Here is a 24,445-nt window from a genome sequence, read left to right as displayed (position 1 = left end):
GCCCGGCGCGTCACGCGCCCTCTTCGAGCTCCTCGACGACCTCGGGATGGGCGACCCGCTCGCAGCCCGTGTCCGCCGCGGGCTCGACTCCGAGAGCGGCGTGCGCGGCGCCGCTGAGCAGCGCGGACAGCCGGTCGACGGGCAGGCCGGAGTTGTGGAACAGGATGCTCTGCACGCTGCCGATCGCGGCGTGCACCAGCACCCGCACCTCGGCATCGGGAAGGTCCGGACGCAGCGGCGCGACGACCGCCACCCACTCCTCGATGTAGTGCCGCTGCGAGCGGCGCAGCCTGCGCAGGTCGTCGTCCGGCAGGTTGCGCGCCTCGCGGTGGTAGACCTGCAGGATGCGGCGGTCCTGGACGGCCACCCGCACGTGATTGCGGACCAGCTCGGTCACCGCGGCCCGGTCGTCCGGGGCCGACTCGACGATCGCCGACGCGCCGTCCCCCAGCTTCGCCATGACCTGCCCGAGCAGGGCCGCCAGGATCGATCCCTTGCTGGGGAAGTGGCGGTAGATGCCGGACCCGACGATGCCGGCCGCGGTGCCGATGTCGGCCATCCCGACCACGTGATACCCGTTGCGGGAGATCAGCTCCGCCGCCGCACCCAGGATCCGGGTCTTGCGAGCCGGATCGCGCCGCCGCGGCCCACGTTCCTGCGCCACCGCTCCTCCTCGCCCGCCTGCCGTGCACCACCATGACACACGCCGGCTCGGCCGACCGGCAGCCCGCGCGGTAGCTCCGCACGTTCGCGCCGTGCAGGCCCGGACCTCGCCGGACTTGGCGTGGGCCACTCACAAGATCACCTGCGTGGAGGGAAGAATCCCCGCCGGGGGGTGTGTCCGTGAAGGGTGTCTTCATCGCAGCCGGGGTGGCGCTGGCGGTCTCGATCCTGCTGACCCCGTACCTGATCCGGCTCTTCGCCCGCCAAGGCCTGGGCCAGGAGATCCGGGAGGAGGGCCCGCGGACCCACCGGTCGAAGCGGGGCACACCCACGATGGGTGGCGTCGCGATCCTGCTCGCCCTGTGGCTGGGCTACCTCGTCGCGCATGCCGTGACCCGCGAACCGATGACCGCGTCGGCGCTGCTGGTCCTCGGGCTGACCACGGCCCTGGGGATCGTAGGGTTCCTGGACGACTTCATCGGGATCGTCCGGGCACGCAATCTCGGCCTGAACAAGACCGGCAAGACGATCGGCCAGTTCCTCACCGCGACGATCTTCGCCGTGCTCGCGCTGCGCTTCGCCGACGGTGCGGGGACGACCCCGGGCTCGCCGTACCTGTCGTTCGTGCGGGACATCGCGTTCTGGTCGCTCGGCGCGGTCGGGTTCGTGGTCCTCGCCAACGTGATCATCTACGCCTGGTCGAACGCGGTGAACCTGACCGACGGCCTCGACGGGCTGGCCGCCGGCAGCTCGGCCCTGGTGCTCGGGGTGTACGTGATCATCAGCTTCTGGCAGTTCCGCAACGACTGCTCGGCCGGCGCGGCCGCCGGCTGCTACGAGGTCCGCGATCCGCTCGACGTCGCCGTGGTCGCCGCCGCCGCGATGGGTGCCTGTATCGGTTTCCTGTGGTGGAACGCCGCCCCGGCCGGGATCTTCATGGGCGATACCGGTTCGCTCGCACTCGGCGGCCTGCTGGCCGGCCTGTCGATCGTCACGCGCACCGAGCTGTTGCTGCTGGTGATCGGCGGGGTCTTCGTCGTCGAGGTGTTGTCGGTGTCGCTGCAGATCCTGGTGTTCCGCACGGTCAAACGGCGGATGTTCCGGATGGCGCCGTTCCACCACCACTTCGAGCTCGGCGGGTGGGCCGAGACCACGGTGATCATCCGGTTCTGGCTGCTGGGGGTCATCTGCGCAGCTCTCGGCCTCGGGGTCTTCTTCAACGAGTGGTTCGGTCTCGTCGGAGCGTGAGCCCGGCTACTCCCCCGGCGCCGGGACCGGCCCGCCGGGTGGCTGCTCGATCCGCGCCTGTTCGATCAGCTCCGGGTAGTTCTCGGCGGCCTCCTGGTCATCGAGTTGCCAGTGCGCCGACGACCACGGGATCGGGCACGGGGGTCGGTGCATCGGATCCGGGCAGAGCATCAGCTGGATCTTCTCGGTCAGCTGCTCGGCCTGCTCCGTCGTGCAGAACACACCGATCCGGAGCTCCCACACGCCGGCCGGCCCCTGGGTCGCGTCCATGGTCATGCCCGCAACTGTGGCGCCCGGGGACGGGGACGGTCATCAGGATTTCCCGTGGAATCTCCCCTTGGGCCCGGACCGTCCCCTCCGGCACCGACCGGTGCCATCCCCCCGATCAGCGCCAGCCCAGCTCCGGCGCCAGGTGGGTGAGCACGCTCTCGATCACGTGCGCGTTGTAGTCGACACCCAGCTGGTTGGGGACGGTCAGCAGCAGCGTGTCCGCCGCGGCGATCGCCTCGTCCTCGGCCAGCTCCGCGACGAGCTTGTCCGGCTCACCCGCGTAGGTGCGCCCGAACCGGGCTTCGCCGCCGTCGATGTGACCGACCTGGTCGGTGCTGTGCCGATCCCGCCAGAAGAACTGCCGATCGAGGTCGTTGACGATCGGGAAGATGCTGCGGCTGACCGAGACCCGGGGCTCGCGCTGGTGCCCGGCCGCGTCCCAGGCCGCCCGGAAACGGTGGATCTGCTCGGCCTGCAGCTGGTGGAACGGCACGCCGGTGTCCTCGGTGAGCAGCGTCGAGCTCATCAGGTTCATCCCGCGCTCGGCGGTCCACTCCGCGGTCGCCCTGCTTCCGGCGCCCCACCAGATCCGGTCCCGCAGGCCCGGTGAGTGCGGCTCGATCCGCAGCAGCCCGGGCGGGTTGGGGAACATCGGACGCGGGTTCGGCCGGGCGAACCCCTCACCACCGATCCCCTCGAAGAACTGGCGGGTGTGCTCGCGCGCCATGTCCGCGTCGGTCGAGCCCTCGGCAGGCTCGAACCCGAAGTAGCGGTACCCGTCGATGACCTGCTCCGGGGATCCGCGGCTCAGCCCCAGCTGGAGGCGGCCGCCGGAGATCAGGTCGGCGGCGCCGGCGTCCTCCGCCATGTACAGCGGGTTCTCGTAGCGCATGTCGATGACACCGGTGCCGAGCTCGATCCGGCTGGTCCGGGCGGCGGCCGCGGACAACAGCGGGAACGGCGAGGCGAGCTGCCGGGCGAAGTGGTGCACCCGGAAGTAGGCACCGTCGGCGCCGAGCTCCTCCGCCGCCACGGCGAGCTCGATCGACTGCAACAGCGTGTCGGACGCCGAGCGCGCCTCGGACTGCGGGGACGGGGACCAGTGCCCGAAGGACAGGAACCCAATCTTCTTCATGGTGCAAGTAACTGCGGCGCGATGTCCCATATTCCGGCCGGGAACCCGGGACGTGGCGGTCGCACAAGCTGACCTACACCAACCGGGTCACCGCCGACGAGATCGACGACAGCGTCACCGGGACCGCGCACCTGTTCCAGGCGTGGGTGGCCAAGCAGTACGAGATCCGGCTGACCGTCGTGGACACGGCGATGTTCGCGGTCCGGATAGACGCCGGGTCCGTCGCTGCGCAGCAGGACTGGCGCCGCGACTACCCGAGCCTGCGCTACAGCCTCGTCGAGGTCGCCGACGACGTCCGCGCTGCGGTGACGACGCTGATGGCCGCGCTCGATCTGCGGTTCGCCGCGATCGACTTCGTCGTCGACCACGACGAGCGATGGACGTTTCTCGAGGTGAACCCCAACGGGCAGTGGGCGTGGCTCGAAGATGCCACCGGGGCCCCGATAGTCTCCGCGATCGCCGACGCCCTGACCCGGGAGCAGCGATGAGATCCGAGCCGATGGGCCCCGACCCCACCCATGCCCGGCGCCGGGATCTCGCCGGGACCCTGGCCGACGGCGGCTGGCTGCGGAGCCCTGAGTGGCGCGTCGCCTTCGAGACGGTGCCGCGGCATCTGTATGTGCCGCGGGCGTTCGGTTTCACCTCCGACCGCAGCGCTCACCAGGCCATCGGCTCCGACGATCCGCGATGGCTCGACCTCGTCTACGACGATCAGGCGATCACGACCCAGCTCGACGCCGACGACACCCGCTGGGACCACGCCCGTGACCACGGGCCGGTCCTCGGGACCGTGACGTCGTCGAGCTCCCAGCCGAGCCTGATGGCCGGCATGCTCGAATCCCTCGACATCGCAGACGGGCACCAGGTCCTCGAGCTCGGCACGGGCACCGGTTACAACACGGCGCTGCTGTGCCACCGCCTCGGAGCCGACCTGGTCACCAGCGTCGAGTACGACCCCGTCGTTGCCGAGTACGCCCGCCACGTCCTGTACGAACAGGGGCTCCGGCCCAGCCTGGCCGTCGGCGACGGGGCCGCCGGTGTGCCGGAGCGGGCGCCGTTCGATCGAGTCATCGCGACCTACGGGACGACGGCGGTCCCGCCGGCCTGGGTTGCCCAGACCCGGCCCGGCGGCATCATCGTCGCCAGCCTGAACGACGGCCTCGGGGCCGGGATCATGGTGCGTCTGGTCGTCGACGACCACGGTGCGGCACACGGGCACCTCACGCCCGACGACGCGCACTTCATGCCCACCCGCACCGAGGTCCCGACGCGGATCGACGAGCTGCTGCGGGCCGCCGCGACCGGCCCCGACGGGCGGACGCGGACAGCGCGCCTCCCCGCGATCGTCCCCGATCGCGCTCCCGGCTGGGCCGTGCTCGCCGCTCTGCGGTACCCGGGCATCGCCCGCGTGACCTTGCACCGTGACGACGGCACCGTGCAGTGGCTCGTACACCCCGACGGGTCATGGGCCTACCGCGATCCCGCCACCGACCAGGTCGAGCAGGCAGGGCCCCGGCAGCTGTGGGATCTGATCGAGGACGCCCATGACCAGTGGCTCGCGCTCGGCGCCCCGGACCGGACCCGCTTCGGGATCACCGTCGTCCCCGGTGGCCGCCGGGTATGGCTCGATGACCCCGACGGCCCGCGCACCTGGCCGACCGACGCCGATGCGTCCGACGGGTGGTGCCCGTAACGGCGGGTCGCACCCGGCCCGAGCGCACTTCTCGATGGACACGATTACTCAGCTCAGTAATAATTGACCTGTGCGAGTAACAAGCAGGACCGACGACCGGAGCGTGACGCAGGAAGCCCGGCGTCAGCAGCTGATCGCTGCGACGATGGAGGTGATCGCCGAGGTCGGGCTGTCGTCAGCGTCGTTCGCGCGGATCGCCGACCGCGCCGGCGTGTCCAGCACCCGGATGATCTCGTATCACTTCGCCGACCGGGACGAGCTGATCGAAGCTGTCTTCAGCGACGTGTTCCGGCGGGCCGGCGAGTTCATCGAACCGTTCGTCGTGGCGCACGAGGATCCGGCGGGGCAGATCACCGGACTCATCGAGGGCAACGCGCGGTTCGCGGTGCAGCACCCGACGGCCGTCCTCGCCTCCGGGGAGATCTGGGCGAGCCACCGGCGACCGGACGGGTCTCGACGCTACGGCGTCGACGTTCACGATCTCGAGCTGGACGTGGTCGGGCAGATCCTCGCCGCGGGACAGGAGGCCGGGCAGTTCCGGCAGTTCGACGTCCACCTGATGGCGCTCACCCTGCGCCACGCGCTCAACGGCCTCATGGAGCTGGTCGCGGTCTCCCCCGACGTGGATGTCGAGCACCACATCGACGAGCACGTCGCGACGTTCGGTCGGGCGCTACGGACATGACCCCGGCCCAACAGCTGCTGGCCGACGACCCGATCTGGCTGATCCTGACCAAGGTCGTCGGACTGTTCGTGCTCGGCCTGCTCCTGACCATGTTCATGATCGTGTGGGAGCGCAAGGCCGTCGGCCGGATGCAGCACCGGCCCGGTCCGAATCGGACCGGCCCCGGTGGCTGGCTGCAGAGCCTCGCCGACGCGCTGAAGCTGGCGTTCAAGGAAGACATCATGCCGGCGATGGCCGACAAGAAGGTCTACTTCATCGCCCCGATCATCTCCACGATCCCGGCGTTCGTGGCCCTGTCGGTGATCCCGTTCGGCGGTGAGGTCACGATCTTCGGGCAGCAGACGGTGCTGCAGCTGGTCGACGTCCCGGTCGGCGTGCTGGTGGTGTTGGCCTGCTCCTCGATCGGTGTCTACGGCATCGTGCTCGGTGGCTGGGCGTCCGGCTCGCCGTACTCGCTGCTGGGCTCGCTGCGCTCGGCCGCCCAGGTCATCTCCTACGAGATCGCGCTCGGTCTGGCCGTGGTCGGTGTGGTGCTCTACGCCGGGTCGCTGTCCACCGCGACGATCGTCGGGGCACAGGCACAGGGCTGGTACGTCTGGCTGCTGTTCCCGAGCTTCGTGGTGTTCGTGATCGCGATGGTCGGCGAGACCAACCGGGCGCCGTTCGACCTGCCCGAGGCCGAGTCCGAGCTGGTCGGCGGTTTCCACACCGAGTACTCGTCGCTGAAGTTCGCGCTGTTCTTCCTCGCCGAGTACGTGAACATGGTGACCGTCTCGGCGATGGCGGTGACGCTGTTCCTCGGTGGCGGGATGTGGCCGTGGCCGTTGAGCTTCCTCAACGAGTACGGCTGGATGCAGTTCGTGGCCTTCATCCTGAAGACCCTGCTGTTCCTGTTCATGTTCATCTGGCTGCGCGGGACCCTGCCCCGGTTCCGCTACGACCAGTTCATGAAGCTGGGCTGGAAGGTCCTGGTCCCGGTGATGCTGGTCTGGATCGTCGCGATCTTCGGCATCCGCGCCTTCCTCGGCACCGGTTCGGACAACTATGTACTGCTGCTGTCGCTGATCGGGTTCGCGCTCAGCGTCGTCGCGGTGGTGGCGCTCCTGCTGCCCGACCGGCAGACGGAGCCGCCGCCGGTCGAACCGGCCTCGGACTACCCCGTCCCGCCGCTGGACCTGGTGGTCCCCGACTCGCCACGAATGCGGCAGGAGACCGAGCGACCCGGCCGCCGCGTGGAATAGATTTTCGCCCCCGCCCCGGCCATCGGTGTGGCGAGGACTCCCCCACCGGGGCGCTGAGCGCCGGACGACGAAGCCTGCCGTGCGTGGCCGGGAGGCAGGCGCCGTCGTCGTCCTCAGTCCGCGAGAAAGAGCGCCAGCACACCTGCCACCGATCCGATGGCGGTGATCAACAACATCACCATGTCGTAACTCCCTTGCCGGGCATTCGACCGTTCCACAGCCGACGACGGCGGAATCGAGGCGGCACCCCAGGTGCGCCCCCTGGGAGTGGAACCGTCGTTCCACTTGACCCGGAAGTACTGGCCGGGATTACGCATCCGCATCGCGGCGAAGAGCGCGTCGCGCTTGAGGTCGTCGTGGTAGTGGCAGCCGTTGAGCTTCCCTCGAACCGGATTGGCGCACCCTCGCGGACCGAGGTCGTAGCCGCACTTGGTCGGCATGATGAACAGGACCCAGATCATCAGAAGACTGCATGCGAGCAGGGTGTAGATCACCGGCCCGTAGAGGGGATCGACTACGACGTAGAGGATGCCGGCCATGAGGGCGAGCGCCCCGAGCTCCCTGAACTTGCTGCGGCCACCCTTGCCTGCCAACGCGCGCTCCCGACTCGACGCTGGGGAGCGTGTCCCTCGGAACCGTATTCAGCCAGCGCTATACGCCGGTATCAGGCATCGGAGTGGCACGACCACGTCAGGTGAGACCCCAACGCATGCCTCACCCCGAGGCGTCAGCAGGCGGACGAGTGAGACCGTTGCGCCGACAGGCTAGGAGCCGCAGTTCCGAGACACGGCGCTACCGGGACTCCGTGGCGAGCCGGACGCCGACGCCGATCAGGACCACGGCGGTGACGCGCTCGAGCCCTGCGCGTACCCGGTCACGCAGCAGAACTCCGCGCACCCGTGCCGCGATCGCGATCAGAGCCGGGTACCAGACGAAGCTGACGGCCAGATGGATCGCGACCAGCAGGGCACCCCATGCTGTGGCCGCCGGCCCCACGGGCATGAACTGGGGCAGCAAGCTGATGTAGAACACCCCGACCTTCGGATTCAACAGGTTGGTGAAGAACCCGGCCCGCAGCCCGCTGCGGACGGTCAGCCCGTTCACGTCGACCGCGTCCAGCCTGTCGCCGGTCGCGGTTCGATTCCGGGGCAGCGTCTTCCAGATCGCCGAGAGGCCGAGCCACACGAGGTAGCAGGCTCCGGCGATGCGCACGATGTCGTAGGCAACGGTCGAGGCCGCGAGCAGGGCGGTGAGGCCGGCGAGGCTCGCGCCGGCCCACACCAGGCAGCCCGCCGCGATGCCGCCGACGACGGCCAGGCCGCTGCGCCCTCCGCCGAGGATCGTGTGCCGGAGGACCAGCTTCGTGTCGATTCCGGGAGTCATGACGCCGAGCAGCGCGACCACGGTCCAGGTCGCGAGGGCCGTTCCGGACACCGAGACCTCCCTCGCTTTCGTCGAGCAACCGTCGTCAGATCAGCACACGTCGCGCGGCCCTGTCGATGGGCCGGGAGAGCGGTGTCCGGCGATCTGGCGCTCGCAGCAGGGCCGACTCCGCCGCGTCACGTGGCCCTCGATGGCCACTTCCAGGGCTGTGGGACGCGAGCTGCACGGCCAGACGTCCGGTGAATCGCGGTCCGGCCGAGGGACAGCAAGGTCAGGAGGGACCACGGGGCCGCCAACGCCCGAACCCTCCTTCGGTGTTGATCGTCTGTCCGGTGATCCAGGCGGCTTCGTCGGTGGCGAGCCAGACGATCAACCGGGCCGGGTCGTCCGGACGTCCGTAGCGACCGAAGGGGAACATCGGCGCGACGAGCCGCCACATGTCGTCGGTCAGGTATCCGGTGTCGACCGGACCGGGGTTCACGGTGTTCACGCGGATACCGAGGTCGGCGAGCTCGTCCGCGATCGTCGTGGTGATCCCGGCCATCGCCGCCTTGGCCGCTGCGTAGGCGATCTCCCCCGGCAGCGGCCCGAGCTCCTGACCGGAGGTCATGAAGACGATCGAGCCACCGGGCCGGCCGTCGTGCTGCTGGACGAAGGCTTGCGCGAGCAGGATCGACGAACGTGCGTCGACCGCCCAGTGGGCATCCAGCTGCTCCGCCGTGACGCCACCCAGCGGCCCGTCCTCCCCGGTCAGCGCATGATTGCAGACCAGCACATCGACGTGCCCGACCAGTTCGGCAGCGGCAACCATGAGGCGCGCGGGTCCGTGGGGGTCAGCGAGATCAGCACTGATCTCCGCAACGACGGCGTCGTCGAGGGCGTGGCGCCGGACCGATTCGACGACGGCATCGAGATCGTCGGCACCCCACTCCTGGGCCTCGTCATGAGGCTGGAAGTGATGCAGGACGGTGCTCGCGCCGTAGGAGGCCGCCAGGCTCGCGATCGCGTGGCCGATCCCGCCCCGTCGACCGGCGCCGGTGACGAGCACGGTGCGACCCCGCAGTGGGTGCGGATCTCGACCGTGCACGCCGTTCGTGTCGGTGGGGGCGCGTTCAGACATGACGCCGTCGTCTCCGATGGTCGCGGGAAGGCAGAGCCACGTAGTCCTGTCACCTTCGTCGGGTTCGAGCAACTCGAATTCTCACCGGCCATCGGTGGGCCCCGCGAGGCCGGCCGATATCGACGGGGTCCAGCCCGGTGGGCGGCAATCCGGTCGACGACGGCGACGTGCCCCCAGCGGACGCTGCCACAGGGCGGCCTCGTCCCGGATGACGTCGCGGGGTGCGCCTCGGTGACGACGTCCCGGTGACGGCGTTCCGGTCCCGGCGCGCTGGGACTCGATCAGCGCGCCGGCGCCGCGACCCCCTGACACCCCCCGTCTCCGACGCCCCCAGGACACCGGCGGACCCCACCGCACCGGACCCCGCCGGACGGCAGCATGGAGTCGTCGACGTACGGAGGTTCCCAGTGGTGGATCAGTCCCCCCAGGAGCGAGAGATCCTGCTGCACGGTCAGCGCGTGAGCTACCGCGAGTCCGGCCGCGGCGAGGGCCCGACGGTGCTGCTCGTGCACGGTCTCGCCGCCAGCTCACGCACCTGGGCGCCGGTGTTCGACGCGCTCGCGGGCGGCCTGCACGTCGTGGCCCCCGACCTGCTCGGGCACGGCGCCAGCGAGGCCCCGCGCAGCGGCGACTACTCCCTCGGCGGCTACGCGACCGGGCTGCGGGACCTGCTGGCGGCACTCGACGTCGAGCGGGCGACGATCGTCGGGCACTCGTTCGGCGGCGGCATCGCGATGCAGTTCGCGCACCAGTTCCCCGAGTTCACCGAGCGGGTCGTGCTCGTGTCCTCCGGGGGCCTCGGCCACGACCTGACCCTCGCGCTGCGCGCGGCGAGCCTGCCGGGCACCGAGCTGGTGCTGCGGTCGGCCGCGTCGCTGACCCCGCCGTGGATGCGCCGTGCCGCCCGCCGCCTGGCCCACCGCGTCGGGACGGCGCCGCGCTCCGACATCGACGGCGTGCACACCGCGCTGGAGACCTTCGCCGACCGTGGCACCCGCGGCGCGTTCGTCCAGACCGCCCGCGGCGCGCTGGAACCGTCGGGCCAGCGTCTCGACGGCGCGCAGCGTCTGCACCTGCTGGAGGAGGTCCCGGTGCTGCTGGTCGGTGGGAACCGCGATCGCGTCATCCCGCTCGCTCACACCCTGGCCGCGCACGACCGCCTGCCCGACAGCCGGCTGGAGGTGTTCGACGGCGCGGGGCACTTCCCGCACGCCGAGCAGCCGGACCGGTTCGTGGGGCTGCTGCGGGACTTCGTCGACGGGACGGCGCCGGCCGAGGGCGACCGCGACGCGCTGCGCCGCCGGATCCTGGGTCTCCCCCGGGCCGGCTGACTGTTCGCTCACCTCAGGTGCCGGACGAGGAACCGGGCAGCGTCGTCGCCCTCGAAGGCGGGGACGCCGGTGTGCCCGCCGGTGTTGGCGTGCAGCGTCTTCTCACGACTACCGAGGGCGTCGAACAGGTCCAGGGCGTGCTGCCGGTCGTTGCCCTCGTCGTCCCACTGCAGCAGGACCAGCAGCGGGACGGTGACCGCCCGGGCCTCCTCGACGATCGCGCGAGGCACGTAGCTGCCGGCGAACAGGACCGCGGCCGCGATGCGCGGCTCGATCACGGCCATCCGGACGCCGAGCGAGATGATCCCGCCCGACCAGGCGACCGGGCCGCACAGGTCCGGGCGGGCGAGCAGCGCGTCCAGCGCGGCCCGCCACTCCGGGACCGCCTGCTCGACCAGCGGGAGGACGAGCCGGTCGACGACGTCGTCGGGCACCGGCTCACCGGCCCGTACCGCGCGTTGCAGGTCGGCGCGGGCCCGGTCGGCCTCGGCGCGTCGGGGCCGGTCGCCGGTTCCCGGGAGCTCGAGGGTCGCCGCGGCGAACCCGGCCGCGATGCAGGACCGGGCCCGGGCGAGCAGCCGGGGGTGCATCCGGCGCAGGTCGCCGGGGTGACCGAGGAGGACCAGCGGGGACGGGGTGGTCGCGGCGGCCGGGGTGGTCGGCGTCCAGAGGATGCCGGGGACGTCGTCGAGGGAGAACGCCGTCTCGACCAGGTCGTCGTGGCGCTGTTCGGTGCGGATTCGCATGGTGGTGCCCTTCGGGAGAGGGCGCTCCCGGGCGACCTACCGCCCGGCTGTGTCCCCGGAGGGGAGCACCCGGCTGTCTGCTGCGGTCACGGGTCCCACCTCCTCGGTTCGGTGCACGGCTGCGGGCACGGTAGCGCGGGCCGCGGGTGGTCGGCCACGGGACGCAACGATGCGCTGGGTCACCGGGAAAAGCACGCGGGCGTTGAAGGGCCTCCTGAGTGGAACGTGGACATCGAGATCGGGTATCCGCGATCGGTGAGCACGTGATTCCGAGTGTGTCGAGGGGGTCCAGCAACGTCGACGCCCCGACCCGCGCTCCGTGTTGGCGACGAGTTGGCCTCGCCAGTCGATACTCACCGCCCAACCACGCCGAAGATCAGCGGGCCAGCTCGCTCGGGTTGAACCAGCTCGGCTGGTAGCCGGCCTTCGTGCACTCGACTGTCGAGGTGGTGAACGTTGTCAGCAAAGAGGTCAGGTCGGGGATGTGGTTCACGCCGGAGACGCTGCTGTCCGCGGCACCCTTCCCGGCGATCGCCGCGTCACGGACCATCCCGGTCATGGCCGACCCGATCGCTGGAGACGCCGCGGCGATCGCCGCCGCCCCGTCGATCTGCCCAGCCGGCGCACCGACGGTGGTCAGCGCCGAGGTCTGTGCCGACAGCTGGATCGGGACCGCGTCCGCGTGCCCGCCAGAGAGCATGAGCTGCTTGTAGTACCCGTTGTAGAACGCCCCGCCCACCCGGTCGAGGTCGCCGCACACCTGCTGGTCAGTCGTGGCGGCCGTAGGGACCGCGGGCGCTGAGGAGATCAATGACGGGGAGCTCGGCGCGGACGAGGTCGGCTCCGGCGTCGCGGGGCGCGCGATCGCCCAGGTGACCGATGCCGCGAGGAGCGCGCCGACCAGGACCGCAGCGACGAGCCACCACGGGCCGATCCGGCGCGCCACGGGAGCGGGAGCCGGCGGTGCGGACGGCGGACCGGCCGGACCCCACTGCTGTTCCGAGGGCGGCTCGTACGGGCTCGGGGCCCACCCCGGCGGCAGACCGGGACGCTGTTGCGGGACGACCGGACCGTTCGACGGCGGGGCGGGGTTCGGCAGGGGGGTCATGCTCCGTGTCTCGCGCGCCGGGGCCCGAATGCTGAACCCTTGTCACAAAGATCCCCAATCCTGTGGACGCCGACGTTGCAGGCGAAACGGCCGAACTGATCGACTCGACCGTCGCTCGTGTGGTTCAGATCGGGCCGGTCCAGATGGCGGAGGAACATCATGACCGGGCCGGCATGGGAGTCGTTGACACCGGGACCAGACTCGACGCGGCCAACGTGCGTCGCGGCTTCCGCCGGGTCCTCACCGCCGCCGCGATCGACGCAGCCGAATGGACGCCGCGCGAGCTACGGCACAGCTTCGTCTCCCTGCTGTCCGACAGCGGCATGACCGTCGACCAGATCGCCCGGCTCGTCGGCCACGCGGGCGGCAGCTCGGTCACCGAACTCGTCTACCGCAAGCAGATCCGGCCCGTGATCGACGACGGCGCCACGGCGATGAACGACCTGTTCCCCGAGGAACAGCGATAGTCAGGCAGTTCGACAGGCAGCACACCCGAATACGACGAAACCCCTGGCCACATCCGGCTCGTTGAGCCTGTGACCAGGGGTTTTGACTGTGGGCGATACTGGGATCGAACCAGTGACCTCTTCGGTGTGAACGAAGCGCTCTCCCCCTGAGCTAATCGCCCTCAGCGGTGTCCCGTACTTTACACAGCCCGCTCCCCCACCCCCGCACCGGGGGGTCGTTCTCGATCACTGCACCTCGGGCAGGACGTCCGGCGACGGTACGACGTCGGCCGGCGGCACGATGTGCTTCGGCCCCAGCATCGGCTTGAGCGGCGACTCCAGCCACGTCCACTCGATCCCGACCCACCCGCCGACGGTGTCGAAGACCCCGAACAGCCACGCGCACACGGCGACGACGCCCAGGATCAGCGTCATCACCGCCAGCTGCACCGGCCGGGTCTTCCGCTGCAGCCAGGCCACCCAGCCGTCGTAGCGCACCCGCACCCAGTGCAGCAGGCGCTTGGCCCAGCTGAACTCGGCGGCGAGCACGCCGAGGCCGAGGAAGATGATCGCCCAGCCGGGGCCGGGTGCCGGGAGCGCGATGATCCCGAGGATGACGATCGCGGTGCCGAGCACGCCGGCGGAGATCCGGTAGGTCAGGTCCAGCACCGGACGGCAGGCGACCTTGGCCCGGAACGCCCGGTAGCGGACCTTGGTCCGCCGGAACCACTTACGGAGACCGGTGTACCGGCGGCGGGCCCGTTCCGGCCTCGCCACCGGTGCACCGGCGTCGTTCTGCTCTGTCGTACTCAGGTCCCCACCTGCCCGGACGCGACTACTGCCGTGGGCTCGGAGGGGGCCTCCCTTCCGGGCTCCAGCGAGACGGCGTACGTCCCGAACGCCTCTCTGTCGACCGATGCTACTGACAACGGTCCGGCAGATCCCGAGCGGACGTCGAAGGTCCCGACGGCCCGGGGCGACCCGTCGGCCTCCAGCCCCCACAACACGTAGGTCTGGGCGTCGACCTGGTTCGGCTCCAGCCCCATCGGCACGATCTCGCGCCCGCCGTCGTGCACCAGCACCGCGGCGACCGCCGCCCGGCCGGCCTCCGGTGCCAGGAAGGCGTGTGTGGTGCCCGGCTGGGCGAGCGCGGTGAGCACACCCTCCATCTGCTGGGCCTGGGCGATGCTCGCGTCCCGCTCGGCACGGATGCCCTGGAACTCGTTGAACACCACACCCCCGCCGACGACGAGTGCGAGCGCCGCCACGCCGGCGACCAGCATCCGTCCGGCGCGGCGCGGCTTCCGGCGCGCACGTCCGGGTCCGCTCCCCGCACCACCGGTGGGCTGCTCCGGACGGGCCGCGGGCGGTGGCTGGGACGGCGGCGGCTGGGACGGCTGCTGCCCCGCGGGCCGACCGCCCGGCGGCGGCGAGCCCGGCCGCTGCGGTCGGCCGGTCGGCGGCACACCCGGCCCCTCGGCGCGGCGCGCGTGCCGCGGCGGCACCTGGGGTGCCGAGCCGAGCCGGTCTCCCGGCACCGGACGCTCCCCGGTCCCCCGACCCTCCTGCGGCGTCCGCCGGGCCTGCTCGACGATGGACTCGCGCAGCCGGGGCGGCGGCTCGTACTGCGGCAGCGCGGTCGCCAGTCCGGTCGTCACGTCGGAGACCTCGGCGGCCGTCCGGCGGCACTCGGCGCAGCCGGACAGGTGGTCGATCACCTCGAACTCCTCGTCAGGTTCAAGAGCGTGCAGGGCCCAGCCGACCGTCTGTTCAGCCATCGGACAGGGCCTCCTCTCGTTCCCGTTCACGACATTCCTCCGGCAAGATCGCCACCGGACTCCGAGAGCGCGGGCCCCAGCAGGTTCCGCAGCCGCGCGACACCGGTGAACATCCGGGACTTGACGGTGCCCAGCGGCACCCCGGTCATAGCCGCCACCTCGCGTTGCGTGTAGCCGCCGTAGTACGCCAGTGCGAGGACCTGGCGTTGCTCGGCCGGCAGTCTGCCCAGTGCGTCCCGCACCTGGCCGGCGACCACCGCGCCGATCGCGCCCTCGTCGGCGCCCGGGCCCGGCGGAGCGTTCCACTCCGCACCGTCATCGGTGGCGGGCACGGTCCGTCGCCGGATCGCACTCTCCCGGCGGACCGCGTCCACCGACTTGTGGTGCACGAGAGTGAGCAGCCAGGTGCCGAACCTCCCGCGGTTCGGGTCGAACCGGGACGGGTCCTTCCAGAAGGCCAGGAACACCTCCTGGACGACGTCCTCGGCCAGTCCCTCGTCCGCGCAGATACGTCGCGCCAACGAGTACGACTGCCGCCCGAACCGGTCGTAGAGCTCACCCAGCGCTGTCGAGTCCCCGGCCACGATCCGTTGCACGAGCCGAGCGTCGCCGGCGTCGTCACGACGCGGTGGCTCGCGGCGCGCGGCACCGTCGCCGGGCCGCCCGTGTTCCGGACGTTCCGGTGGATCGGCGATGCCTGCCACCAGTGTTGTCCTCACATCGAAGTCTTCGAGGTCTGCGTCCGATCGGTTCGGACTCCGGCGAGAGTAGTCGTCACCCGCCGTTCGCCTCACACGCCAGGACCGCAGAGTGCCCGTTCAGCCGCGTATCCGCAGCGGGGAGTTACACCCGTGTGACTCGAACGGGCGTCATCCCGTGGTGATCCACGTTGATGCGAACCGGACCCGTCACCCCGAGGGCCGCTTGCTCGTTCTTCCGACTGACGCCCCACGCAACGCCCCACGAAAGAGGATGACCGATGCGCGACGAGTCCAAGACGATCCGGGCGACGGCCATGTTCGAGCTCATCGCTCCGGACGCGCCGGTCGTGCCCGTGAAGGTCGAACTGTCCTACACGAGCCGCGACCCCTACGCCGTCCAGGCCTCGTTCCGGACCGGACACGACACCACCGTCGACTGGGTTTTCGCCCGCGACCTGCTCGCCGACGGCCTCGTCGACTCGGCCGGCACCGGTGACGTCCGGGTCCAGCCGATGAGCGAGGACCCGACCCGGATCGAGCTCGAGCTCACCTCGCCGTCCGGGCACGCGCTGTTCACCACCGCGGCGCAGACGCTCTCCGAGTTCCTGCAGGCGACCTACGACGCCGTCCCGGCGGCCGCCGAGTACTCGTGGCTCGACTTCGACGCCGCGCTCGCCGACCTGCTCGACACCACCGCCCGGGACTGACCCGACGCACCCCACCACCGGGCGGAGTCGATCTCCGCACGTGAGAGGACATCCGGTGGTGGAGAGGGGGGCGGACGCTCCCCCCTCGGGGCGGGTGCTAGTGTTCTCTCACCGCACCGTGGACCGGCTCCCAGCCGGAGATGCGGTGCTCGTGCGGACGTAGCGCAGCTGGTAGCGCATCACCTTGCCAAGGTGAGGGTCGCGGGTTCGAGTCCCGTCGTCCGCTCGGAGGATCGGCCCTGAGCCGGGACTTCCTGCGGGAATCCCAGATTCCGGCGGAGTGGCCGAGTGGCTTAGGCAAGGGCCTGCAAAGCCCTGTACGCGGGTTCGATTCCCGCCTCCGCCTCGCGCGATTAGCTCAGCGGGAGAGCACTACCTTGACACGGTAGGGGTCACTGGTTCAATCCCAGTATCGCGCACCATCCGAAGTCCCCGGGTCACCGACGACCCGGGGACTTCGTCGTTTCCGGGTGCTCCCACCTGCGGCCCGACGATCATGCCCACCCCCCTCGTAGCCCGCACGGAGCGTGCGCTAGTGTTCTCCCAACGCACCGGAGAACGGTGCGATGCGGACGTAGCGCAGCTGGTAGCGCATCACCTTGCCAAGGTGAGGGTCGCGGGTTCGAGTCCCGTCGTCCGCTCGGCCGGTCTCGGAACGAGTCGGGAATCCGGCGGCGTGGCCGAGTGGCTTAGGCAAGGGCCTGCAAAGCCCTGTACGCGGGTTCGATTCCCGCCGCCGCCTCGCGCGATTAGCTCAGCGGGAGAGCACTACCTTGACACGGTAGGGGTCACTGGTTCAATCCCAGTATCGCGCACCACCAGGGAAAACCCCCTGATCGACAATGTCGGTCAGGGGGTTTTCGCGTTCCGGGGGCACGCCACCGCAGTCCGCTTGACACGAGTGGACCGTGCAGTGACTATGCGCTTAGTAAGCGACGTGACCTGAGCCACCCCGGACGTGAACGGAGGACACCGATGGAGGTGTCATGCGCCTTCCCGACGAGCTTGAGCTCGCCGGACGACATCGCGCTCGCGGAGGAGCTGGGATACGACCGGGCCTGGGTCTACGACACCCCGCAGCAGAGCCCGGACGTGTGGATGACCCTCGCCCTCGCCGCCGAGCGGACCGAGCGGATCGGGCTCGGCCCGGGCGTCCTGGTCCCGAGCCTGCGCCACCCGATGGTCAACGCGGCCGGCACCGCGACGCTCGCCGCACTCGCCCCGGGCCGGGTGTCGGTGTCGTTCGGCACCGGGTTCACCGGCCGGCGCGCGATGGGCTACCGGGCGATCACCTGGGCGTTCATGGACTCCTACATCCGGGCCTACCGCGGCCTGCTCCGCGGCGAGGTCGTCGAATGGGAGGGCGCCCGGATGCAGATGCTGCACCCGGACGGCCACTCCCCCGCCCGGCCGGTCGACGTCCCGGTGCTCGTCGGCGCGCTCGGCCCGAAGGGCGACGCGGTCGCCCGCGAGCTCGGTGACGGCCTGTTCGCGACGCTGCAGGTCCCGGAGTTCATGAAGGATCACCCGCAGGCCGCGTTCCTGGTGTGGGGCACCGTCCTCGACGACGACGAGCAGATCGACAGCGACCGCGTCCGCGCGGCGGGCGGGCCCGGCTGGGCACTCGCCTACCACGGTGCCTACGAGTTCGGCGGCCCCGACGCCGTGCGCGCACTCCCCGGCGGCGACGCCTGGATGGACACCGTCGAGCGCACCCCGGACGGCGAGCGGCACCTGTCCGTGCACGCGGGCCACTGCGTGGAGCTCAACGACGCCGACCGGGCCGCCTGGGCCGCCGGTGGCCACGTGCTGCTGCGCGACGCCACCATCAGCGGCACCCGGGACGAGGTCCGGCGCAAGGTCGAGGAGCTCGGGGCCCAAGGCGTCACCGAGATCGTCTTCCAGCCCTGCGGGCCCGACACCCGCGCCGAGCTGGAGCGATTCCTGGACGCGGCCCGCGCGGTCGCGACCGTCTGAGCCGGCCCTCAGCCCGCAGGCGGGCCGGGCACCGCGGAGACCATGCTCACGGCGAGATCGGCGTAGAACCGGCCCAGCTGCTCGGGCGAATCCGGGCCGTCCGACCGGTACCAGCGCACGAGATCGACCCCCAGCGAGAGCAGGGCCCGCACCACCCGGCCGGCGTCGACCGGGGCGAAATCGCCCCGGTCGACGCCCTCGACGATCACCGCCCGGAACAGCTCCGGGAACTCCCGGCGGATCCCGGCGATCTCCTCGAGGTGCTCCGGGTTCAACGCAGCCAGCTCGTACTGGCACACCCGCGCCGCGACGTGGTGCAGGGCGTGCCAGGTGACGAAGCGCGACATCACCGCCCGCAGCCGGGACGGCGGATCGTCGGCACCGGCCAGCACCTCGGGTACGGAGACCGCCTCCAGCGCCCGCAGGTGACCGCGCCGGGCGATCTCGAACAGCACGTCCTCCTTGGAGCGGAAATGAACGTAGAGCGCCGCCGGGCTGAGTCCGGCGCCGGTCGAGATGTCCCGGGTCGTCGTGCCGGTGAAGCCGCGCCTGGCGAAGCAGTGCACCGCCGAGGTGAGCAGCGCACGCGCGACCGGAACGAGATCGTCGCCCCACAACTCCGTCACCGGATCCACGACGTTGCGCGTCATGCCGCTCCCCTCCACCGTTCCATGCTGCGTGTTCCTTGACACATCTAACAGATCCACTGACTATGCGCTTAGTAATTTGCGCCGTCGCCGCCGGAGGAATCCCCCATGCCCCGTGAGATCAGCACCATCGTCAGCGGCCTGACCTACACCGAGTGCCCGCGCTGGCACGACGGCCGCCTGTGGTTCGTCGATTTCTACACCCACCAGGTGCTCTCGGTCGCCGAGGACGGCAGTGATCAGCGCCTCGAGGCCGAGGTCCCGGAGCAGCCCTCAGGGCTCGGCTGGCTGCCCGACGGCAGGCTGCTCGTGGTCTCCATGCGCGACGCCCGGGTGCTCCGCCGCGAGCACGACGGCACCCTGGTCACCCATGCCGACGTCTCCGCGCACACCGGCGGGCACCTCAACGACATGGTGGTGGACGCCCGGGGGCGCGCCTACGCCGGTAACTTCGGCTTCGACCTGATGGGCGGGGCGCCGCTGGAGACCGCATCGCTGGTGCGGATCGACCCGGACGGCTCGGTCGCCGTCGTCGCCGACGACCTGTGGTTCCCCAACGGCAGCGTGATCACCGACGACGGCACGCTGCTGGTCAACGAGACGTTCGGCAACCGGATCACCGCGTTCGACATCGCCGAGGACGGCTCGCTGGACAACCGCCGGGAGTGGGCGTCGTTCGGTGAGCTGCCCGACCGCAGCATCGAGAAGGCGCTCGGCCAGATCGCGATCGCACCGGACGGCTGCGGACTGGACGCGGAGGGCGCCCTGTGGGTCGCCGACGCACTCAACGCCCGGCTGGTCCGGATCCGCGAGGGCGGCGAGATCGTCGACTCGATCGACACCGGGAGCGGCGTGTTCGCCTGCATCCTGGGCGGCTCCGACGGCAAGACCCTGTTCGCCAGCGTCGCGCCGGACTTCCACGAGGAGGCCCGCCGCAACGCCCGCGAGGGCAGCGTGGTGGCGGTGCGGGTGGACGTCGGGCACGGCGGCACCCCCTGACCGGGTGCGTGGCCGCCGCCCGGCGGCCACGCCGCCCCCCGGTCCGCGGCGGCATCCGCGTGCGCTACGGTTCCCGGGCAGATCGCACCGGAGACGGTGCGGGTGCGGACGTAGCGCAGCTGGTAGCGCATCACCTTGCCAAGGTGAGGGTCGCGGGTTCGAATCCCGTCGTCCGCTCCACGTTCTTCAGGGCCGCCATCCGTTGCGGTGCCGGGCGAACCCTCCCTCCGAGGCGATCACCTGCCCGGTGATCCAGTACGCCTCGTCGGTGCACAGCCAGGCGATCAGCCGGGCCGGGTCGTCCGGCTCCCCGAATCGGCCGAACGGGAACATCTCCGCCATCGTCCGGAACGCCTCCGCCCCCAGGTAGCCGGTGTCCACTGGCCCCGGATTGACGGTGTTCACCCGGATCCGCCGGTCCGCCAGCTGATCGGCCAGGGTGAGCGTGATCCCGGCGACGGCGGCCTTGGCGGCCGCGTAGGCGACCTCACCGGGCATCGGGCCCTGCGCCTGCCCGGAGGTCATCAGCACGATCGCGCCGCCGGGGCGGTCGTCGTCGTGCGCGTTCGCATAGGCCTGGGCCAGCAGGATCGACGCCCGGGCGTCGACCGCCCAGTGCCGGTCCAGCTCCTCTCCCAGCTCCCCCAGCGGCCCGTCCGACCCGGACAGTGCCTGGTTCGCGATCAGCACGTCCAGCGGCCCGGCGAGCTCGCGCGCGGTGTCCACGACGTGCTGCGGCCCGGCCGGATCGGCGAGATCGGCGTGCAGATCGGCGACGACCGCGCCGTCGGCCACGAGATGGCCGCGGACCGCCGCGACGGCGGCGGTGACGTCGTCGGCGCCCCACTCCTGGGTCGCGTCGTGCGGCGCGAAATGGTGCACGACGACGCTCGCGCCGTAGGCGGCGAGCCGGCACGCGGTCGCGTGCCCGATCCCGCCGCGGCGCCCGGCGCCGGTGACGAGCGCGGTCCGGCCGCGCAGTGGTGCCGGGTCCCGCCGCAGGCTGCTCACAGCACCGGCTTACCGGACACCGCGGGCCGCTCGCGACCGGATTCCACGCTCCGGTCCCGCGGCCCGGTTGCCGCGGCCTCGTCGCCGGCGCGGGCCGCAGGAGTGCGCGCCGGGCCCGTTCCGCGCGCCCACCACCAGACGGCCGCGGTGATCACGACGACGGCGAGCGTGGGAACGAGCTGGTACGGCGACCCGACCCCGGCCGACCGGTCCTGCAGCGCTGCGCCGAGATCGATACGCAAGAGGACCGCCACCAGGAACACACCCGTGTTGAGCACGGCGTGCAGGACGACCGCGACCTCGATGCCCCCGGTGCGCCAGGTGATGACCGCCAGACCGGCCCCCAGCACGAAGTACCACACGTTGATGTACGGATCGGTGGACCCGTGGACGGCGGTGAACAGCACGCTCGAGGCGAGGACGCCGGTGACGAGCCCCGCCCGCCTGCCGCGGGCCCAGCTCCCCAGGACCCGGAACATCAAGCCGCGGAAGCCGTACTCCTCGCCGGTCGCCTGCAGCGGGGTCAGGACGAGTACGACGAGGAACATCACCAGGAGCTCGGCCTGCGACCACGGCATCTCCTCGGCGGGCGCGACCAGGGCCCCGAGGCCGTTGACGATCAGCCAGCCGGGCCCGAGTACCAGCAGCGCCCTGCCGAGCAGGTCGAGCCGGAATCTCGACACCACCGAATGCAGCGACGCACCGGGCGCCCCGTAGAGCAGGCGCTGGACGAGCATGCTCCAGGGAGCGAGCAGCCCCAGGGCGATCATCGTCGTCGCGTGCTGGAGGGGCGTGTAGTCGGTCCCGCCGACGGTCGTGGGCGTGTTGCCGAGCTGCGCGTCGACCAGCGCACTCATCCGGCCGAGCACCGTGGGGAGGACGACCATCCCCGCCAGCAGCAGCACGATCGCGAGCACGCCGCGGCCGATCCGGCGGCGCTCACCCGCGAGGACGCGGTGGTACTCGACTCCGGCGGGCACCGCCCGCGCGCTCTCCGGTCCGGGTTCCGGGAGCCCGCCCTGTTCGGTGGTGGCGGCCATGTGGCACCTCTCGTCGGATCCGTCAGCGGGCGTCGATACCCGGCTCCGACCTGGGTGGCAGAACCGGCGCACCGAAACTAACACACTGTGCTAGTACAGCGTGTTAGATCCTTCGGTACCCCGCGGACGCCCGAGTGACCCCGGATCGGACCGCCGGGTCGCGACACCGGATCCGGACGAGCGCCTACCTCCCCCGGCCGATCGGGGCCGAGCTGATCGCGCACCGCAGACGGGCGGGCAGCGCCATCGGATCGGGCGCTCCGCCGCCCTGCAGCCAGCGGGTCACCACGCGCACGTCGGACGTACTGCGAACCGGGCCGACCGCGACCACCGGCGAGGTCGGGCGACTCCGATCCGGGACGCAGGCCTGGACGAGCAGCATCAGGCCCGGCCTGCGGGCGGCGCAGACCCCCGGGCCGAGCCGGCAGCCTGCGGTCACGAGCACGCCGTGCGGACTGTCCCGCACCACCGCGCGCAGCCCCTCGAACAGCACCTCGTCGATCCCCGGCAGCGCCGCAACGACGCCCTCCGTCGCATCAACGACGTCAGCGGCGTCAGCGGCGTCAGCGGCACTGTCGGCACCGACGGCGCTGTCGGCGACGGCGCTGTCGGCGGCGGCGCTGTCGGCGCTGTCGGCGCTGTCGGCGCTGTCGGCGCTGTCGGCGCTGTCGGCGCTGTCGAAACCGGCGTCGTCGAAGCCGGAGGGCATGTCCGCGCAGGACCCGCACCGGACCACCGTGAACCCGTCCATGGCCACCTCCTGCAAACCGAAACCGTTATCGTTTAGAGTGACGATAGCAGTCGTCGACGCAGGAGGAACCCCGTGAAGCCCGGCATCCACCCCTCGTACGGACCGGTCGTCTACCAGGACATGTCGACCGGTGACCGATTCCTCACCCGGTCCACCGCGACCTCCCGGGAGACCGTCGAGTGGTCCGACGGGAACACCTATCCGCTGATCCGGGTCGACATCACCTCGTCGTCGCACCCGTTCTGGACGGGCAACACCCGAGTGCTCGACGCCGCCGGACAGGTCGAGAAGTTCCGCCGCCGGTTCGGCGAGCGGAAGCGCTGAACGTCGGGCGGGCGGCCGCGGGGTTCCGCGACCGCCCGTCCTGGCGCCCGGTCTCGCACCGGGTGGTAGCGCCCGGGATCAGCCGGTCCGGCTGATCCGGGTCATCTCGTCACGTGGGATCACCTTGATCCGCTCACGGCCGCGGGCCTCCCCCAGGCCGCGCTCGTACTTGTCCAGGGCCAGCCAGCCGTCCCAGGTGGTGACGGCGACCCCGCGGCTCTCCAGCAGCGCGCCGAGCGCCTCCGGATCCCGCTGCGGGGCGCGTGGCAGGTCGTCGGCGTCGGCGAGCAGACTGCCGACGGTCTCCGAGGCGCAGCCCTTGGTGTGCCCGATCAGCCCGACCGGTCCACGCTTGATCCAGCCGACGGCGTACACCCCGGACAGGCCCGCGACCCGGCCCGCCTCGTGCGGGACCACGCCGCGCGCGGCGTCGAAGGGCAGCTCGTCGAGCTCGGAGCCGGTGTAGCCGACGGCCCGGTAGACCGCACCGACCGGATAGTCGGTGTACACGCCGGTGCCGCGCACGGATCCGTCGCCGGTGTACTCGGTGCGCTCGACCCGCAGGCCCTCGACCCGGTCGGTGCCCAGCACCCGGTCCGGCCGTGCGAAGAAGTGCAGGTGCACCCGCCGCGGATCGCCGCGCCGGTCGCGGATCGCCCAGTCCTGCAGGATCTTCACCACCATCTGGACGTGCTTGGTGGCGCGGATGTCGGCCATCGATCCGTCGTCGAACTCGACGCCCTCGGGATCGACGACCACCTCCAGGCCCGGCACGTGGTCGAGCTCGCGCAGCTCCATCGGGCTGAACTTCGCCTGTGCGAGGCCGCGCCGGGCGAACACGTGCACCTCGGTCGCCGGATTGACCGCCAGACCGGCGTGCACCGAGTCCGGGATCTCGGTGCTCAGCATGTCCTCGGCGGACTTCGCGAGCACCCGGGCCACGTCGAGCGCGACGTTGCCGGCGCCGATCACCGCGACCGATGACGCGTCGAGGGTCCAGTCGCGGCCGACGTCGGGATGGCCGTCGTACCACCGCACGAACTCGGCGGCGCCGTGACTGCCGGGCAGGTCGATGCCCGGGATCTCCAGATCGCGGTCGCGCTCGCAGCCGGTCGCGACGATCACCGCGTCGTAGTGTTCGCGCAGGTCGGTCAGGGTGAGGTCGGTGCCGTAGTGCACGTTGCCGAACAGCCGGACCGCCGGGTTGTCCAGCACCCGGTGCAGGGCGTTGACGATCTGCTTGATCCGCGGATGGTCGGGGGCGACGCCGTAGCGCACCAGGCCGAACGGGGCGGGCAGCTTCTCGAACAGGTCCACCGCCACCTCGGTGTCGGACTTGACCAGGGTGTCGGCGGCGTAGATCCCGGCGGGGCCGGCACCCACCACCGCGACGCGCAGCGCGTTCATCGTTCTCCTCGGGTCGACGACCCCCGAGGATAGA

27 protein-coding genes and 8 tRNA genes are annotated in these 24,445 nt (G+C 71.2%); 18 read left to right on the top strand and 17 right to left on the bottom strand.

Going from position 1 to position 24,445, the window contains the following annotated elements:
- Positions 1–10: 10 nt before the first annotated feature.
- Positions 11–664: a TetR/AcrR family transcriptional regulator gene (locus Pdca_RS12570; RefSeq protein ID WP_085911295.1), complete on the bottom strand. Its 654-nt coding sequence runs from the start codon at positions 662–664 to the stop codon at positions 11–13.
- Positions 665–843: 179 nt separating this feature from the next.
- On the opposite strand from Pdca_RS12570, the gene mraY reads away from it, so the two are divergent.
- A complete protein-coding gene (mraY, locus tag Pdca_RS12565) occupies positions 844–1,911 on the top strand; it encodes a phospho-N-acetylmuramoyl-pentapeptide-transferase (RefSeq protein ID WP_085911509.1) in 1,068 nt (355 codons plus the stop codon).
- A gap of 6 nt (positions 1,912–1,917) precedes the next feature.
- Here the strand turns inward: mraY and Pdca_RS12560 are convergent, their stop codons facing one another.
- Positions 1,918–2,187 (bottom strand): hypothetical protein, encoded by a 270-nt coding sequence (locus Pdca_RS12560; RefSeq protein ID WP_197719977.1) that lies wholly within the window; start codon positions 2,185–2,187, stop codon positions 1,918–1,920.
- A 109-nt stretch (positions 2,188–2,296) separates the two neighbouring features.
- Entirely contained in the window at positions 2,297–3,316 is a 1,020-nt protein-coding gene (locus Pdca_RS12555; protein WP_085911294.1) for an LLM class flavin-dependent oxidoreductase, read from the bottom strand.
- Positions 3,317–3,462: 146 nt separating this feature from the next.
- Between Pdca_RS12555 and Pdca_RS12550 the strand changes: the two genes are divergently transcribed.
- From Pdca_RS12550 to nuoH, 4 genes are all read left to right on the top strand, one after another.
- Positions 3,463–3,804: an MvdC/MvdD family ATP grasp protein gene (locus Pdca_RS12550; protein ID WP_085911293.1), complete on the top strand. Its 342-nt coding sequence runs from the start codon at positions 3,463–3,465 to the stop codon at positions 3,802–3,804.
- Complete coding sequence (gene tgmC, locus Pdca_RS12545) at positions 3,801–5,009, top strand: ATP-grasp peptide maturase system methyltransferase (protein WP_197719976.1); 1,209 nt, start codon at positions 3,801–3,803, stop codon at positions 5,007–5,009. Before Pdca_RS12550 ends, tgmC begins: the two co-directional genes overlap by 4 nt.
- 103 nt (positions 5,010–5,112) lie before the next feature.
- Positions 5,113–5,694, top strand: a complete 582-nt coding sequence (locus Pdca_RS12540) for a TetR/AcrR family transcriptional regulator (RefSeq protein ID WP_085911291.1) — start codon at positions 5,113–5,115, stop codon at positions 5,692–5,694.
- Positions 5,691–6,935: an NADH-quinone oxidoreductase subunit NuoH gene (gene nuoH / locus Pdca_RS12535; RefSeq protein WP_125911377.1), complete on the top strand. Its 1,245-nt coding sequence runs from the start codon at positions 5,691–5,693 to the stop codon at positions 6,933–6,935. Before Pdca_RS12540 ends, nuoH begins: the two co-directional genes overlap by 4 nt.
- Before the next feature lie 113 nt (positions 6,936–7,048).
- Here nuoH and Pdca_RS12530 read toward each other — a convergent pair whose 3' ends face one another.
- The 3 genes from Pdca_RS12530 to Pdca_RS12520 form a co-directional block, all read right to left on the bottom strand.
- Positions 7,049–7,528 carry a hypothetical protein gene (locus Pdca_RS12530; protein WP_085914860.1) on the bottom strand — a complete coding sequence of 160 codons (480 nt, stop codon included), beginning with the start codon at positions 7,526–7,528 and terminating at the stop codon, positions 7,049–7,051.
- A 199-nt stretch (positions 7,529–7,727) separates the two neighbouring features.
- Complete coding sequence (locus Pdca_RS12525) at positions 7,728–8,369, bottom strand: LysE family translocator (RefSeq protein WP_085914861.1); 642 nt, start codon at positions 8,367–8,369, stop codon at positions 7,728–7,730.
- 220 nt (positions 8,370–8,589) lie between these two features.
- Positions 8,590–9,438 carry an SDR family oxidoreductase gene (locus tag Pdca_RS12520; RefSeq protein ID WP_085914862.1) on the bottom strand — a complete coding sequence of 283 codons (849 nt, stop codon included), beginning with the start codon at positions 9,436–9,438 and terminating at the stop codon, positions 8,590–8,592.
- Positions 9,439–9,848: 410 nt separating this feature from the next.
- On the opposite strand from Pdca_RS12520, the gene Pdca_RS12515 reads away from it, so the two are divergent.
- Positions 9,849–10,769 carry an alpha/beta fold hydrolase gene (locus tag Pdca_RS12515; protein ID WP_085914931.1) on the top strand — a complete coding sequence of 307 codons (921 nt, stop codon included), beginning with the start codon at positions 9,849–9,851 and terminating at the stop codon, positions 10,767–10,769.
- An 8-nt stretch (positions 10,770–10,777) separates the two neighbouring features.
- On the opposite strand, the gene Pdca_RS12510 is transcribed toward Pdca_RS12515, so the two are convergent.
- Together Pdca_RS12510 and Pdca_RS12505 are read right to left on the bottom strand one after the other, a co-directional pair.
- A complete protein-coding gene (locus tag Pdca_RS12510; RefSeq protein WP_085914863.1) occupies positions 10,778–11,515 on the bottom strand; it encodes a dienelactone hydrolase family protein in 738 nt (245 codons plus the stop codon).
- A 376-nt stretch (positions 11,516–11,891) separates the two neighbouring features.
- Complete coding sequence (locus Pdca_RS12505; RefSeq protein ID WP_085914864.1) at positions 11,892–12,623, bottom strand: hypothetical protein; 732 nt, start codon at positions 12,621–12,623, stop codon at positions 11,892–11,894.
- Between the two features lie 62 nt (positions 12,624–12,685).
- On the opposite strand from Pdca_RS12505, the gene Pdca_RS12500 reads away from it, so the two are divergent.
- Positions 12,686–13,090 carry a tyrosine-type recombinase/integrase gene (locus Pdca_RS12500; RefSeq protein ID WP_232021543.1) on the top strand — a complete coding sequence of 135 codons (405 nt, stop codon included), beginning with the start codon at positions 12,686–12,688 and terminating at the stop codon, positions 13,088–13,090.
- A gap of 89 nt (positions 13,091–13,179) precedes the next feature.
- Here Pdca_RS12500 and Pdca_RS12495 read toward each other — a convergent pair.
- The 4 genes from Pdca_RS12495 to Pdca_RS12480 all read right to left on the bottom strand — a co-directional run bounded on the left by Pdca_RS12495 (position 13,180) and on the right by Pdca_RS12480 (position 15,551).
- Positions 13,180–13,251: transfer RNA gene (locus Pdca_RS12495), tRNA-Val, on the bottom strand.
- 64 nt (positions 13,252–13,315) lie between these two features.
- The gene (locus Pdca_RS12490) at positions 13,316–13,846 is read right to left on the bottom strand and encodes a TIGR02611 family protein (protein ID WP_085914865.1); all 531 of its coding nucleotides are present in this window, start codon (positions 13,844–13,846) and stop codon (positions 13,316–13,318) included.
- 32 nt (positions 13,847–13,878) lie between these two features.
- Entirely contained in the window at positions 13,879–14,847 is a 969-nt protein-coding gene (locus Pdca_RS12485; RefSeq protein ID WP_085914866.1) for an anti-sigma factor, read from the bottom strand.
- A 26-nt stretch (positions 14,848–14,873) separates the two neighbouring features.
- Positions 14,874–15,551, bottom strand: coding sequence for an RNA polymerase sigma factor (locus Pdca_RS12480; protein ID WP_085914867.1), 678 nt, complete (start codon positions 15,549–15,551; stop codon positions 14,874–14,876).
- A 275-nt stretch (positions 15,552–15,826) separates the two neighbouring features.
- Between Pdca_RS12480 and Pdca_RS12475 the strand changes: the two genes are divergently transcribed.
- The 8 genes from Pdca_RS12475 (at position 15,827) to Pdca_RS12440 (ending at position 18,232) form a co-directional block, all read left to right on the top strand.
- Complete coding sequence (locus Pdca_RS12475; protein ID WP_085914868.1) at positions 15,827–16,255, top strand: SsgA family sporulation/cell division regulator; 429 nt, start codon at positions 15,827–15,829, stop codon at positions 16,253–16,255.
- 153 nt (positions 16,256–16,408) lie between these two features.
- A tRNA-Gly gene (locus Pdca_RS12470) sits at positions 16,409–16,481 on the top strand.
- Positions 16,482–16,529: 48 nt separating this feature from the next.
- Positions 16,530–16,601, top strand: a tRNA-Cys gene (locus Pdca_RS12465).
- Between the two features lies 1 nt (position 16,602).
- A tRNA-Val gene (locus Pdca_RS12460) sits at positions 16,603–16,677 on the top strand.
- Positions 16,678–16,823: 146 nt separating this feature from the next.
- Positions 16,824–16,896: transfer RNA gene (locus Pdca_RS12455), tRNA-Gly, on the top strand.
- A gap of 29 nt (positions 16,897–16,925) precedes the next feature.
- Positions 16,926–16,997: transfer RNA gene (locus Pdca_RS12450), tRNA-Cys, on the top strand.
- Between the two features lies 1 nt (position 16,998).
- Positions 16,999–17,073, top strand: a tRNA-Val gene (locus Pdca_RS12445).
- A 157-nt stretch (positions 17,074–17,230) separates the two neighbouring features.
- The gene (locus tag Pdca_RS12440; RefSeq protein ID WP_085914869.1) at positions 17,231–18,232 is read left to right on the top strand and encodes an LLM class flavin-dependent oxidoreductase; all 1,002 of its coding nucleotides are present in this window, start codon (positions 17,231–17,233) and stop codon (positions 18,230–18,232) included.
- Between the two features lie 8 nt (positions 18,233–18,240).
- On the opposite strand, the gene Pdca_RS12435 is transcribed toward Pdca_RS12440, so the two are convergent.
- Positions 18,241–18,882, bottom strand: a complete 642-nt coding sequence (locus Pdca_RS12435; protein WP_085914870.1) for a TetR/AcrR family transcriptional regulator — start codon at positions 18,880–18,882, stop codon at positions 18,241–18,243.
- A gap of 105 nt (positions 18,883–18,987) precedes the next feature.
- Here Pdca_RS12435 and Pdca_RS12430 point away from each other — a divergent pair, with 105 nt between their 5' ends.
- Together Pdca_RS12430 and Pdca_RS12425 are read left to right on the top strand one after the other, a co-directional pair.
- The gene (locus Pdca_RS12430; protein WP_085914871.1) at positions 18,988–19,878 is read left to right on the top strand and encodes an SMP-30/gluconolactonase/LRE family protein; all 891 of its coding nucleotides are present in this window, start codon (positions 18,988–18,990) and stop codon (positions 19,876–19,878) included.
- Between the two features lie 104 nt (positions 19,879–19,982).
- Positions 19,983–20,058, top strand: a tRNA-Gly gene (locus tag Pdca_RS12425).
- 6 nt (positions 20,059–20,064) lie between these two features.
- Here the strand turns inward: Pdca_RS12425 and Pdca_RS12420 are convergent.
- The 3 genes from Pdca_RS12420 to Pdca_RS35525 all read right to left on the bottom strand — a co-directional run bounded on the left by Pdca_RS12420 (position 20,065) and on the right by Pdca_RS35525 (position 22,680).
- A complete protein-coding gene (locus Pdca_RS12420) occupies positions 20,065–20,889 on the bottom strand; it encodes an SDR family oxidoreductase (protein ID WP_085914872.1) in 825 nt (274 codons plus the stop codon).
- Positions 20,886–21,929: a CPBP family intramembrane glutamic endopeptidase gene (locus tag Pdca_RS12415; protein WP_085914873.1), complete on the bottom strand. Its 1,044-nt coding sequence runs from the start codon at positions 21,927–21,929 to the stop codon at positions 20,886–20,888. The genes Pdca_RS12420 and Pdca_RS12415 overlap by 4 nt, the downstream gene beginning before the upstream one ends.
- 184 nt (positions 21,930–22,113) lie before the next feature.
- Entirely contained in the window at positions 22,114–22,680 is a 567-nt protein-coding gene (locus tag Pdca_RS35525; protein WP_125911376.1) for a hypothetical protein, read from the bottom strand.
- A gap of 72 nt (positions 22,681–22,752) precedes the next feature.
- Between Pdca_RS35525 and Pdca_RS12405 the strand changes: the two genes are divergently transcribed.
- Positions 22,753–23,004 carry a type B 50S ribosomal protein L31 gene (locus Pdca_RS12405; protein ID WP_085914875.1) on the top strand — a complete coding sequence of 84 codons (252 nt, stop codon included), beginning with the start codon at positions 22,753–22,755 and terminating at the stop codon, positions 23,002–23,004.
- Between the two features lie 78 nt (positions 23,005–23,082).
- Here the strand turns inward: Pdca_RS12405 and Pdca_RS12400 are convergent, their stop codons facing one another.
- A complete protein-coding gene (locus Pdca_RS12400) occupies positions 23,083–24,411 on the bottom strand; it encodes an FAD-dependent oxidoreductase (protein WP_174824332.1) in 1,329 nt (442 codons plus the stop codon).
- Between the last annotated feature and the right edge of the window lie 34 nt (positions 24,412–24,445).

It is taken from the genome of Pseudonocardia autotrophica, assembly GCF_003945385.1.
Taxonomy (GTDB): Bacteria; Actinomycetota; Actinomycetes; order Mycobacteriales; family Pseudonocardiaceae; genus Pseudonocardia; species Pseudonocardia autotrophica.
This window is presented reverse-complemented; position numbering and strand designations above follow the sequence as displayed.

What these genes read in the sequence shown, in the direction of transcription:
- Pdca_RS12440 (WP_085914869.1), top strand. Translation starts at nt 17,231, where the DNA reads ATGGAGGTGTCATGCGCCTTCCCGACGAGCTTGAGCTCGCCGGACGAC.
- Pdca_RS35525 (WP_125911376.1), bottom strand. Translation starts at nt 22,680, where the DNA reads ATGGACGGGTTCACGGTGGTCCGGTGCGGGTCCTGCGCGGACATGCCC.
- Pdca_RS12505 (WP_085914864.1), bottom strand. Translation starts at nt 12,623, where the DNA reads ATGACCCCCCTGCCGAACCCCGCCCCGCCGTCGAACGGTCCGGTCGTC.
- Pdca_RS12415 (WP_085914873.1), bottom strand. Translation starts at nt 21,929, where the DNA reads ATGGCCGCCACCACCGAACAGGGCGGGCTCCCGGAACCCGGACCGGAG.
- Pdca_RS12560 (WP_197719977.1), bottom strand. Translation starts at nt 2,187, where the DNA reads ATGACCATGGACGCGACCCAGGGGCCGGCCGGCGTGTGGGAGCTCCGG.
- Pdca_RS12430 (WP_085914871.1), top strand. Translation starts at nt 18,988, where the DNA reads ATGCCCCGTGAGATCAGCACCATCGTCAGCGGCCTGACCTACACCGAG.
- Pdca_RS12510 (WP_085914863.1), bottom strand. Translation starts at nt 11,515, where the DNA reads ATGCGAATCCGCACCGAACAGCGCCACGACGACCTGGTCGAGACGGCG.
- tgmC (WP_197719976.1), top strand. Translation starts at nt 3,801, where the DNA reads ATGAGATCCGAGCCGATGGGCCCCGACCCCACCCATGCCCGGCGCCGG.
- nuoH (WP_125911377.1), top strand. Translation starts at nt 5,691, where the DNA reads ATGACCCCGGCCCAACAGCTGCTGGCCGACGACCCGATCTGGCTGATC.
- Pdca_RS12435 (WP_085914870.1), bottom strand. Translation starts at nt 18,882, where the DNA reads ATGACGCGCAACGTCGTGGATCCGGTGACGGAGTTGTGGGGCGACGAT.
- Pdca_RS12485 (WP_085914866.1), bottom strand. Translation starts at nt 14,847, where the DNA reads ATGGCTGAACAGACGGTCGGCTGGGCCCTGCACGCTCTTGAACCTGAC.
- Pdca_RS12475 (WP_085914868.1), top strand. Translation starts at nt 15,827, where the DNA reads ATGCGCGACGAGTCCAAGACGATCCGGGCGACGGCCATGTTCGAGCTC.
- Pdca_RS12520 (WP_085914862.1), bottom strand. Translation starts at nt 9,438, where the DNA reads ATGTCTGAACGCGCCCCCACCGACACGAACGGCGTGCACGGTCGAGAT.
- Pdca_RS12555 (WP_085911294.1), bottom strand. Translation starts at nt 3,316, where the DNA reads ATGAAGAAGATTGGGTTCCTGTCCTTCGGGCACTGGTCCCCGTCCCCG.
- Pdca_RS12400 (WP_174824332.1), bottom strand. Translation starts at nt 24,411, where the DNA reads ATGAACGCGCTGCGCGTCGCGGTGGTGGGTGCCGGCCCCGCCGGGATC.